9 protein-coding genes are annotated in these 11,417 nt (G+C 68.7%); 8 read left to right on the top strand and 1 reads right to left on the bottom strand.

All coding sequences use genetic code 11. From position 1 onward, the window contains the following. Positions 1–81 precede the first annotated feature (81 nt). From ACFYML_RS03480 to ACFYML_RS03445, 8 genes are all read left to right on the top strand, one after another. Positions 82–978 carry an NAD-dependent epimerase/dehydratase family protein gene (locus ACFYML_RS03480; RefSeq protein ID WP_387419073.1) on the top strand — a complete coding sequence of 299 codons (897 nt, stop codon included), beginning with the start codon at positions 82–84 and terminating at the stop codon, positions 976–978. Further along, positions 975–2,246, top strand: a complete 1,272-nt coding sequence (locus tag ACFYML_RS03475; RefSeq protein WP_387419072.1) for an enolase C-terminal domain-like protein — start codon at positions 975–977, stop codon at positions 2,244–2,246. The genes ACFYML_RS03480 and ACFYML_RS03475 overlap by 4 nt, the downstream gene beginning before the upstream one ends. A gap of 55 nt (positions 2,247–2,301) precedes the next feature. Then, positions 2,302–3,663 (top strand): extracellular solute-binding protein, encoded by a 1,362-nt coding sequence (locus ACFYML_RS03470; protein WP_387419071.1) that lies wholly within the window; start codon positions 2,302–2,304, stop codon positions 3,661–3,663. 207 nt (positions 3,664–3,870) lie between these two features. Next, entirely contained in the window at positions 3,871–4,692 is an 822-nt protein-coding gene (locus ACFYML_RS03465) for a carbohydrate ABC transporter permease (RefSeq protein WP_387419070.1), read from the top strand. Continuing rightward, positions 4,689–5,576: a carbohydrate ABC transporter permease gene (locus ACFYML_RS03460; protein WP_387419069.1), complete on the top strand. Its 888-nt coding sequence runs from the start codon at positions 4,689–4,691 to the stop codon at positions 5,574–5,576. The genes ACFYML_RS03465 and ACFYML_RS03460 overlap by 4 nt, the downstream gene beginning before the upstream one ends. Before the next feature lie 114 nt (positions 5,577–5,690). Beyond that, positions 5,691–6,662 carry an acetylxylan esterase gene (locus tag ACFYML_RS03455; protein WP_387419068.1) on the top strand — a complete coding sequence of 324 codons (972 nt, stop codon included), beginning with the start codon at positions 5,691–5,693 and terminating at the stop codon, positions 6,660–6,662. Beyond that, the gene (locus ACFYML_RS03450; protein ID WP_387419067.1) at positions 6,659–7,795 is read left to right on the top strand and encodes a cellulase family glycosylhydrolase; all 1,137 of its coding nucleotides are present in this window, start codon (positions 6,659–6,661) and stop codon (positions 7,793–7,795) included. Before ACFYML_RS03455 ends, ACFYML_RS03450 begins: the two co-directional genes overlap by 4 nt. 91 nt (positions 7,796–7,886) lie before the next feature. Next, on the top strand, positions 7,887–9,485 hold the full coding sequence (locus ACFYML_RS03445; RefSeq protein ID WP_387419066.1) for an FAD-dependent oxidoreductase: 1,599 nt from the start codon (positions 7,887–7,889) through the stop codon (positions 9,483–9,485). Between the two features lie 321 nt (positions 9,486–9,806). Here the strand turns inward: ACFYML_RS03445 and ACFYML_RS03440 are convergent, their stop codons facing one another. Beyond that, positions 9,807–11,387: an FAD-dependent oxidoreductase gene (locus tag ACFYML_RS03440; protein WP_387419065.1), complete on the bottom strand. Its 1,581-nt coding sequence runs from the start codon at positions 11,385–11,387 to the stop codon at positions 9,807–9,809. Positions 11,388–11,417 lie beyond the last annotated feature (30 nt).

Here is an 11,417-nt window from a genome sequence, read left to right as displayed (position 1 = left end):
TATTGACATCCTCTGGCGCCTGTGCTTCTCTGCTGCGAAAGCAGTTTCGCAACTCTGGCTCCGACAGTGAGGATTATCGGCGTGCCTGAGCTCATCCGACCCGCCCGAGTGTTGGTCACCGGTGCCGACGGGACCGTTGGCCGGCCGACGGTCGAGGCGCTCGTCGACCGCGGCATCGCCGTCACCGCGCTGTCCCGTACCTGGTCCGCGCCGACCCCGGCGGACCGGGTCTTCACGGGCGACGCCGCCGATGAAGTCCTGGTGCGAGAGGCGCTCGCGGACGTGGACGCGGTCGTTCATCTGGCGGCGACGGCGCATCCCGACCTCGACACGCCGCGTGCCGTGTTCGTCGGGAACACCTCCGCGACATTCACGGTCCTCGCGTGCGCCGGGGAGGCGGGCATCCGCCGGGCGGTCATCGCCAGCTCGATCAACGCCTTCGGGGTACCGATGAACCGGCACGACGTGATGCCGGCGTACTACCCGCTGGACGAGGCGTCGCCCGTGGCGCACGACGACGCGTACTCGCTGTCGAAGTGGGTCGACGAGCAGATCGCCGCGTTCGCCTGCAGCCGTTGGGACATGACCGTCGTCGCGCTGCGCTTCCCGCTCGTCCGCGAGCTCGCCGCGTTGCGGGACACGGTGCGGCGCATGATCGCGATTCCCGATGAACGGGCGCGCCTCGCCCGCGAGGGGTGGGCGTACCTGGAGATGGCCGATGCCGTCGACGCGATCCTGCGCGGCCTCACCCAGCCGATCTCCGGGATGCACACGCTTCTGGTCGCCGCTGCGGACACCATCCTGAACGAGTCCACGGACGACCTTCTCGACCGCTACGCCGCCCACGTCGAACGCAGGCAACGATTCGACGGGCGTCGAGCGCCGATCGACACGTCCGCCGCGCGCCGCGTACTCGGCTGGGCTCCCGTCGTCTCGCTCGCCGACGGCGAGGCATCCGTCATGGAGGCATCCGCATGAGCACGCAGGACGCGACGTCCCCCTTCGCCCAGCCCTGGGAAGCACCCGACGACGTGCGCATCACCCGGGTCCGGGCGATCGCGACCGCACCGGAGGGCATTCCGCTGCTGGTCGTCAAGGTCGAGACGAGCGACGACGGCCTGTACGGCCTGGGCTGTGCGACCTTCACCCAGCGCTGGCGGGCGGTCGCGACCTACGTGGAGGAGCATCTCGCCCGGCTGGTCATCGGCCGCTACCCGGGCGACATCGAAGACCTCGTCCGCCTCGCCAGGTTCTCGTCCTACTGGCGTGAGGGCCCGGTCGGCAACAACGCGGTCTCCGGGCTCGACCAGGCGTTGTGGGACATCGCGGGAAAGCGGGCCGGACGGCCGGTGCACGAGCTTCTCGGCGGCAAGGTACGCGCGGCGGCCGACACCTACCTGCACGCCGCCGGCGCGACCGTCGAGGAGACCCTCGACCAGGCAGAACACCTCCGGGAGGAGGGGCTACGGCACATCCGGCTGCAGACGGGTCAGCCGGGTGCTGGCCACTACGGTGCCCCGGCGGTGCCCCACACCGCAACCGCCGACCACCAGTACCCGGGCGGTTGGAACGTCGAGGAGTACCTGCGGCTCACCCCCGAACTCTTCGCGGCGGCCCGCGCCCGGCTCGGCCCCGACATCGCTCTGCTGCACGACGTGCACTCGCGACTCTCGCCGAAGCAGGCCGTCGTGCTCGCCCGCTCACTCGAGCCGTACCGCCTGTTCTTCCTGGAGGACGTCATCGCGCCCGAGCATTGGGACCGCCTGCCCGAGGTACGGGCAGCCTCACCCGTGCCCCTCGCGGTGGGCGAGCTCACCACGTCGCTGACGGACGCGGCGCGCCTCGTGCTCGGCGGGGGCGTTGACTTCATCCGCTCCCACGTCTCCGGCATCGGCGGCCTCACCGCCGCGCGCAAGATCGCCGCCGCCGCGGAACTGGTGGGGGTGCGCACGGCGTGGCACGCCCCCGGCGACACATCGCCCATCGGTGCGGCAGCCAACGTCGCGCTGGATGTGACCAGCCCGGCCTTCGGCATCCAGGAAGGCCATGTGTACACCCCCGCCGTGCACGAGGTCTTCCCCGGGACGCTGCGCATCGAGCGCGGCTGGCTGCGCCCCAACGAGGCACCGGGCTGGGGGATCGACCTCGACGAGGCCGCCGCCGCCCGGTTCCCCGCCGGACTCTCCGGGCACGACGCGTGGGCCGCGCGGGTCCGCGGCCGGGACGGAGGACTCATCGCTCCCTGACCGGCAGCACCACTCACACCGAGTGATCCACCACCAACACCGTTCGAGGAGACCCATGAAAAGCACAAGAACCCGGCTTCTCGCGCCGGCGGTCCTGGCCGTCGCGGCGCTCGCCCTCGTCACCGCGTGCAGCGAGTCGAACAGCAAGGCAACCGGGCCGGTGTCGATCACTGTCGCGGGCATGCCCAACAATCAGCAGCCGGAGCTGCTCAACAACTTCAACCGAAACATCGCCGACTTCACCAAGGCGAACCCCGACGTCAAGGTCGTCGGCGACGAGGCCGTCTTCGATGTGCGGACGTTCCAGGCCCTGCTGGCCGGCGGCAAACTCCCGACCGTATTCTACGTCCCCTTCACCGAGATGCAGGGCCTCATCGCCCGCAAGCAGATCGCCGACATCACCAGCGCGATCGGCGCCGACTCCATGGTCAGCCGGATCAACCCGTCCGTCATGAAGGTGGTCAAGGACTCGAGCGACCACGTCTACGGGGTGCCGATTCAGGCGTACAGCATGGGTCTGCTCTACAACCGTGACCTGTTCAAGAAGGCGGGCCTCGACCCCGACAAGCCCCCGACGACGTGGGACGAGGTCCGCGCGGACGCCAAGGCGATCCAGGCGGCCACCGGCGTACAGGGCTTCGGGAGCATGACGAAGGACAACACCGGCGGCTGGGTGCTCACCACGATGAGCTACGCCAACGGCGGCACCATCGAGTCGGCGGACGGCAAGAACGCGACCGTCGACAACGACGCCACCCGCGACGTGCTGGAGTTCTACCGTTCCCTGCGGTGGGAGGACAACACGTTCGGCTCGAACTTCCTGATCGGCTACAACGACGCCATGAAGGCGTTCGCCGGCGGCAAGATCGGCATGTTCGTGCAGGGCGCGGACGCGTACACGACGCTCGTGTCGAACATGGGCATGAAGCCCGACGACTTCGGCCTCGCGCCCTTGCCGCAGGGGGCCCAGGGGCTGGGTGCGCTCGGCGGCGGTACCGTCGCGATCATCAACCCGCGCGCCTCGGCAGCCGAGGTCAAGGCCGCGATCAAGTGGCTGGAGTTCGTCAACCTCCGCAAGTACGGCAGCGAGCAGGAGGCCGTCGCGGACGCGAAGGCCAAGGTCGCTGACAAGCAGCCGGTGGGCGCCCCCGCGCTGCCCCTGTTCGACCAGGCGACGACCGACCGGTATCTGGGCTGGGTGAAGGACTACGTCAACGTGCCGCGGCAGAACTACGCCGGGTACTTCGCCACGGCGCAGACGCTGGCCCTGGTGCCGGAGCCGCCGGCGAAGGCGCAGGAAACGTACGGGGCGCTTGACGCTGTGGTCCAAGCGGTCCTGACCCGCAAAGACGCCGACATCGACGCGCTGCTGAAGGACGCCCAGCGCAAGGTGCAGGCGATTATCGCCGCCGGCTGATTCGTCATCCGACCGTCTCTGTCGCGCCGCGATTCCCGCGGCGCGACAGCGATCCGCCCGCGTACAGATGAGGTGATTCCCCTGACCGTCCCTGCCCGGTCCAGGCCGGCGTACCGCATGCACGAAGCCGTGCCGAGCCGTCGTTCGCGCGGCCTCATCAACTGGGTACGCCGGGGCGGACTGTCCACGCTCGTGTTCTTCCTGCCAGTGCTGCTGTCGTTCGGGTTGTTCTCGTGGTGGCCGATCCTCCGGTCGCTGCCGCTCAGCGTCCAGCGCACCAATTTCCTGACCACCGACTGGGTCGGCCTCGACAACTTCACCCGAGTCCTGGCCGACCCGCTGCTCCTGACGGCCGCGCTCAACACGCTGTGGTTCGCGCTGCTGGCCCTCGTGATCGGGTTCCCCGTGCCGGTGATCCTGGCGGTCTTCATCGCGGAGTTGCGCCGCACCCGCGGACTGGCCTCGGCGCTCGTGTACCTGCCCGTGATCTTCCCGCCCGTGGTCGCCGTCCTGCTATGGAAGGCATTCTTCGACCCGAGCCCGACCGGCGTGCTCAACACCATCCTCGGATGGGCCGGGCTGGGCCCGTTGTCGTGGCTCAACGACGGCGACCTCGCCATGACCTCGATCGTGCTGCAGGCCACCTGGGCGTCGTTCGGAACTGCGACCATCATCTATCTCGCCACGCTGATGGGCGTACAGACCGAGCTGTATGACGCCGCGGAGACAGACGGGGCGAATGCACTCCGGCGGTTCTGGCACGTCACTCTCCCGCAGATGCGCGGCGTGCTGCTCGTGATGATGCTGCTGCAGCTGATCGGCACCTTCCAGGTCTTCACCGAGCCTTACATCATGACCAATGGCGGTCCCGAGAACCGCACGGTCACGATCCTCATGCTGATCTACCGGTACGCCTTCGTATCCGGGGACTACGGGCGCGCGACGGCCTTGAGCCTACTGCTGGCGATCGCCCTGTCGGGCCTGTCCTGGATCTACCTCTGGGCGACCAAGCGCTGGAGCACCTCATGACCGCCGACGCCGAACGCAGCATCCTGTCCCGTCTCGACCGGCGCCGCCCCGGCGTACGGATCGCACTTGTCGCCGTCCGAGCGCTGGTGTTCGCCGCACTCGCCGTCTTGTGCGTGGGACCGCTGTTCTGGCTGTTCAAGGCCGCGACATCGACGACGACCGAGACACTTTCCGACCCTTTCACGCTCTGGCCGAGCGGGATCCACTGGAGCACCTTCGCCGAGGTGTGGACGAAGATCGACTTCGCGCGCTACTTCGTCAACACCCTCTGGCTCATGACGGGGTCGCTGTTCTTCGGGCTGCTCGTCGCGACGACCGGCGGCTACGGGCTCGCCGTCCTGAAACCGAGGTACGCGAAGGTCGTGTTCGCAGCGCTCCTCGCGACGCTGTTCATTCCCGGCGTCATCTCGCTCGTCTCGCTCTACCTGACCGTGATGGATATGCCGCTCGTGCACGTCAACCTGATCGGAACCCTGTGGGCGGTGTGGCTCCCCGCCTCAGCGAACGCGGTCAATGTGCTGCTCATGCAACGGTTCTTCGCGGCCATCCCGGCCGACCTGTTCGAGGCGGCCCGAATCGACGGCGCAGGTCCCTTCCGGGTCTTCGTCTCGCTCGTGCTGCCGATGTCGCGGCCGATCCTGGGCGTGGTGAGCCTGCTGACGCTCGTCGGGGCGTACAAGGAGTTCCTGTGGCCGCTACTGGTGCTGCCGAATCCGCAGGACCAGCCGATCTCGGTCGCGCTGCCGCGGCTGGAGACCGCCGTCGACTTCGCGCAATTCATGGGCGCCCTGTTCATCTCCGTGATCATCCCGATGGTGCTCTTCCTCGTGTTCCAGCGGCAGTTCCTGCGGGCGGCCGGCAACTCGGGAGCCCTGAAAGGTTGACATCCCCCTCTCCCTAACAGGAGGGGATTCTCCCGGGCCGCCCCAAAGGTTTCCGCTGCACGGCCGGCCGCCCTCGTCCGCACGGACCGAATGCCTGCTCTCGGAAGGAACCCCATGCCTCGATTCGACCTCCCCCTCGACGAACTCCGCGCCTACCGGCCCGAGGTCCGCGAACCGGCGGACTTCGACGACTTCTGGACGCGTACGCTCGCCGAGGCGCGCGCCGCGGGCGACAAGCCGTCGTTCACGCCGGTCGACTCGCCCCTGGCGGCATGCCAGGTCTTCGACGTGCGGTTCTCCGGGTACGCGGGTGACCCGGTCGCGGGGTGGCTGCTCGTTCCGGCCGATGCCGAGGCGCCGCTGCCCACCGTCGTGCAGTACCTGGGTTACGGTGCGGGTCGCGGCCTGCCGCACGAGTGGCTTCCCTGGGTTGCCGCCGGATACGCGTTCTTGGTCATGGACACGCGCGGGCAGGGGGCCCAGTGGGGCGTCGGCGGCCGCACGCCCGATCCGCACGGCAGCGGCCCTGCCGCCAGTGGCGTCATGACCCGCGGCATCGACAGCCCCGAGACCTACTACTACCGCCGGGTGTTCACCGATGCCGTATGCGCGATCGACGCTGTTCGGGAGCATCCGCTGGTCGACGCCGCTCGCGTGTCGGTCTGCGGAGGCAGCCAGGGCGGCGGCATCGCGCTGGCCGCCGCCGGGCTGTCCGGCGACCTCGTCGCCGCCCTGCCGGACGTCCCGTTGCTGTGTCACTTCGAGCGGGCGGTCGGCCTCACCGACCGTGACCCGTACCAGGAGATCGTCCGATACCTCGCGGTGCAACGAGGCATGACGGAGCGGGTCTTCACGACTCTGTCGTACTTCGACGGGGTGTCCTTCGCCTCTCGCGCGTCTGCGGCGGCGCTCTTCTCGGTCGGTCTGATGGACCAGACCTGCCCCCCGTCCACAGTGTTCGCCGCGTACAACGCGTACGCGGGGGAGAAGGCGATCACGGTCCACCCCTACAACGGTCACGAAGGTGGAGCCGCGGGTCAGTGGACACTCCAGGCGTCGTTCCTCGCGGATCGGCTGGGCCGGTGAGCACCTCAGTCCGCTACGGCGTCAACTACCTGCCCAGCCGCGACTGGTGGTACGCGTGGGTCGACTGGAACGACGCTGCCATCGCGCGTGATCTCGACGTCATCGCCGGACTCGGCTTCGACCACATACGCATCCAGTGCTTGTGGCCCTTGTTCCAGCCGAACCCGGCGTACGTCTCCTCGGCCCTCCTAAACCGGCTCGTACGCCTGCTCGACCTTGCCGAAGCGCGCGGCCTGGCAGTCTGCCCGACAGTGCTCGACGGCTGGTTGAGCGGCTTCGACTTCCGTCCCGCCTGGCTACGGGATGCCAATCCCTTCACCGATCCGGACGCGGTGCAAGCCGCCGCGCTGTTGGTGACCGCAGTCGCCAGGGCCGTCTCGGCGCACCCGGCCCTGTGGTGTCTCGACATCGCGAACGAGCCGAACGTGCTCATGCGACAGTCCGGGCTCGGATCAGGTGCCTGCGATGGCTGGGCGCGCCGCATGGTCACGGCCGCGCGCGCCGGGACTCCGGGCGTACCGGTCACTGTCGGTGTCGATCACGAACCCTGGATGACCGGCGACTGCGCGCTCACCGCAGAGGCAGTGGTGGACATCTCGGACCTGGTCGCCATCCACGCCTGGCCGTACTTCACCGGGGCGCTGGCGCGGTTCGGTGACCAGGAGCGCGGCGCGTGGGCGATCCCGGACTATCTCGCCCAGGTCGCGTTGGCGACCCTCGGCGGACGACGGAAGCCGCTGTGGGTGCAGGAGGTCGGCGTGTCCGACCTCTGGCTCGACCGGGCGACGGTGCCGGACTTCGCCGAACGGATGCTGCGGCGGATCGCCGCGATCCCGGAGGTCACCGCCGTGACGTGGTGGGCGTCGCACGACATCGATCGCCGATTCCGCGGCTTCGACGAGCTCGAATACGGGCTCGGTCTCATCGATACGAACAACTCCGTGAAGCCCGTCGGGGCGCGGGTCCGCGACGTGATCGCTGAGCTGCGGGCTCACCGCACGCCACCCGAGCTTGCCGTACCAGGCATTCCGCTGCCGGCGGGAACCGTTCCGGACCTGGACTTCGCGTCAGAATGGTTCGCCCAGCTGGGAACCGACGCCGGCCCACGGATCGTACGCGAGGACGCCCGATGAGTGCGCCAGCTCGTCAGCGCCCGACGCGTCAGTGGTGCCCGACCCCGGCCGACCGGCCAATGAACCCGAGGTGCGAGAGGGGAACGACTGCGTGAGTACGCAGCTGCAGACGGATGTTCTGGTGGTCGGCGGGGGAGTCGGCGGCGTCGCCGCCGCGCTGGCCACCGCCAAGCTCGGCCGCAAGGTGATACTCGCCGAGGCCACCGAGTGGCTCGGCGGCCAGCTCACCAGCCAGGCGGTGCCACCGGACGAGAACGCCTGGATCGAGACCCAGTTGGCCGCCGTCAGTTACGCCGACTTCCGGCGGCGCATCCGCCGTCATTACCGGGACAACTACCCGCTGACGCCGCGGGCCGCCGCCGATCCACTGCTCAACCCGGGCCTGGGTCACGTCAGTCGGCTGTGCCATGAACCCCGCTCAGCCCTTGCCGTCATCGATCAGCTGCTGGCACCGTGGCAGTCCGCCGGTCGCGTGACGGTCCTGCTGCAGCACGAACCGGTCGCGGCCGACACCACCGGGGAGCAGATCACCGCGGTCACCCTGCGCCGCCCCGACGGCAGCGACATCACCGTCACCGCCGACTACATCCTCGACGCCACCGAACTCGGCGACCTGCTCCCATTGGCCGGAGTCGAGCACGTCATCGGCGCCGAAGGCCAGGACACCACCGGCGAACCCCACGCGCTGCCGGTCGCCGACCCGCTCAACCAGCAGGCAATCTCCTGGTGCTTCGCCCTGGAACATCGGCCCGGCGAGGATCACACCATCGACCGCCCGGCAGGCTACGACTTCTGGCGTACCACGGTCGCCCCGTTCTGGCCCGGCCCGCAGCTGTCCTGGATCGACGTCGAACCGATCACCCTCAGTACGCGCAAGCGGCCCATCTTCCGCGATGACCCCGGCAGCGGGCCCGCCGACGACCTGTGGCACTACCGGCGCATCCTGGCCGCCCGCCAGTTCACCGGCACCGCCTTCGCCGACGTCACCCTGGTCAACTGGCCGCAGATCGACTATTGGCAGGCCCCGCTGCTCGGCGTCGACGACGCCACCCGGGCCGCCGCGCTCGACGGCGCCCGCGACCTGTCGCTGTCGTTCCTGCACTGGATGCAGACCGAGGCACCGCACCCGGACGGCGAGGGCACCGGATACCCCGGGCTACGGCTGCGGGGCGACGTCACCGGAACCCGCGACGGGCTGGCCATCGCCCCCTACATCCGCGAATCACGCCGTATCCAGGCCGAGTTCACCGTCCTGGAGCAGCACGTCGGCGTCGGCGCCCGCCCACCCGGAGCCGGCAGCCAGGTCTTCTCCGACAGCGTCGGCATCGGCCACTACCGCATCGACCTGCACCCAAGCACCGCCGGGCGCACCTACGTCGACATCGAGTCGTACCCGTTCCAGATCCCGCTCGGCGCCCTCATCCCGATCCGGGTCGACAACCTGCTCGCCGCTGGCAAGAACATCGGTACCACCCACATCACCAACGGCTGCTACCGGCTGCACCCGGTCGAGTGGAGCATCGGCGAGGCCGCCGGCGCCATGGCGGCGTACTGCCTCGACCGGGGCGTGCCACCCCGCAAGGTCCGCATCGACCACACCCACCTGGCGGACTACCAGCGGCTGCTCACCGACACCCTCGGCGTCACTCTCGCCTGGCCAGACGAGATCCGCAAACACCGAGCACCGTGAATCCGCCCGGGAAGAGAAGGAACATCACATCGCGTCCATCGGGGACGGGCCGGTGGGGTTCCGAGAAGCTTCGGCATGCCGGTGCGGTGGGTGGCGAGGGCGGCGGCCTGGCGTCGATCGGGTCGGACGCCCCTGCCAGCGGCGGCGGTGCCCTCGATCCCGACCAGCACCGGGGTGCCGAACGAGCGCAGCCATGCCAGCGGCGCCCTCGACGAGTTGCTGTTGATGGCAGTGTCCGTCCTGTCCTGGCCGGCAGGTCGGCGCGCACCAGCCGGGCGAGGGCGGACAAGACACTGGTCCGGCGAGTGAGGACCTGAGGGCCTATGTGGCGGTCCATGCGATGACCTGGCCGCGCTCGACGAGTCGGGATTGGAGTTGGGCAACGTCGATGTCCTGCACGTCGGTGTGTTCGCGCAGGGACTGCACCGCGGCAACCGCTGCGGATTCAGCCAGGACGGAGAACACCGGTTCCATCCGGGTGGCCGCGTAGCCGATATGAGTGGCAGACAGGCAGACTGGGACCAGCAGGTTTCCGCAGTCGGACTGCCACGGGGTGACTGCCCGGTAGGGAATCGGATACGGCTCGCCGGTGCCCATGTGGCCGCCGAGAAACATGTCGCCCTCGGTCGCCACACCGAGTTGCCCGGTCGCCGGATCGCAATGCGGAATCCGCCGTACCGGATAGACGTCCACGCCGAACAGGGCGAGGCCGATGCTGTCGCTGGGATCCGTCTGGTTGGCAACGTCCGCGTATGTGACGGTGTAGATCCCGTCGAGCCGCCGCGACACCCGCACGTAGAGCTGCGGTGGCCAGCCGTCGGTGTCCGGGAAGACGCTCGCATCCAGGCCGTAGGTCGCTGTCTCCGCTCGGAACTCCTCAGGTACGGCGGGATCCGTCGACAGGAAGTGGTGGAGACCGCGGAGATAGTCGATGTGGTAGCGCCACAGTCGCGAACGGTCGTTCCAGTCGCCGTCTTGGTATCGGCGGCTCACTCCGACGGGAGCGTTGGTGATCAGTGACGCGCGCTGGTAGTTGTACTCACCCGAGTTGAGCCAACCGGGGAAAATGCCGCGCAGCGCCTCGACGTCGGATCCCAGATGTCGGACGTAGCGCCGTACCAGTTCGAAGTCGTCGGGGGTGTAGTCGTCGGGCGGAGTGAGCTCAGCCCGGCGTGCCGGGTCGGTCGTGACATAGAAGCGGAAGTTGTACGCCTGCGTGTAGTCGTCGGCTGCGCCGATGGGCAGACCGTGATCCCCCTCTACCAGTGCCAGCAGTCCGCTCGTGCTGTCCCCCGGTACGACGTACGGGTCGATAGGCGTCCAGTTCGTGACCGGGCGAACGCCGGCGACCTGTTCGCCGAAGGCGTCTCGTGACTCGCGTCCGGTACGGTAGGGGACCTTGGTCAGTGCCATCAGGTCGCCCTCGTACGAAGCGTCGATGAAGACCGCCGCCTGCACGGCGATGTCGGGAACCGACTCCGAAGCCGGCAATGGAACACCCCACCGGTCCGGCTGCGAGGTCTCCAGCTGGACGGCGGTGATGCGGTTGCCTTCTCGTCTCACCGAACGAGCGCGGCGCTCGAAGATCACCTCGACGCCCGCACTCTCGATCCACTCGTGGAAAGCCAGCATGACGCTGTGGGGGTTGTCCCCGAAGCCGAAGACCACCTCGCTCGTCAGGCCGCCCGCGATCGTGGAAATCGGGCAGTCCTGCCGGGGCTTGATACCCGAGCCCAGCATGCCGCCTAGCCAGCGGCTCGGCTCGATGAGGATCACGGACGCGCCCTCCTGATGCGCCGTCATCGCGGCGATGCAACCCGCCGGCGTTCCTCCGTAGACACAGACATCGGCTGTAGTCGTCATAAGCATGCACTCTGCCGCCGCGGGAATCTGCTTGGGCATAGCAGTTCCGGCCATCCGCATATACTTTTT

The sequence above is a fragment of the Micromonospora sp. NPDC007230 genome (genome assembly GCF_042869115.1).
In the GTDB taxonomy this organism is placed as follows: domain Bacteria; phylum Actinomycetota; class Actinomycetes; order Mycobacteriales; family Micromonosporaceae; genus Micromonospora.
This window is presented reverse-complemented; position numbering and strand designations above follow the sequence as displayed.

Bases quoted from the DNA above. Each gene is read 5' to 3' on its own strand.
- ACFYML_RS03455 (WP_387419068.1), top strand. From the start codon at position 5,691: ATGCCTCGATTCGACCTCCCCCTCGACGAACTCCGCGCCTACCGGCCC.
- ACFYML_RS03475 (WP_387419072.1), top strand. From the start codon at position 975: ATGAGCACGCAGGACGCGACGTCCCCCTTCGCCCAGCCCTGGGAAGCA.
- ACFYML_RS03440 (WP_387419065.1), bottom strand. From the start codon at position 11,387: ATGCCCAAGCAGATTCCCGCGGCGGCAGAGTGCATGCTTATGACGACT.
- ACFYML_RS03470 (WP_387419071.1), top strand. From the start codon at position 2,302: ATGAAAAGCACAAGAACCCGGCTTCTCGCGCCGGCGGTCCTGGCCGTC.
- ACFYML_RS03460 (WP_387419069.1), top strand. From the start codon at position 4,689: ATGACCGCCGACGCCGAACGCAGCATCCTGTCCCGTCTCGACCGGCGC.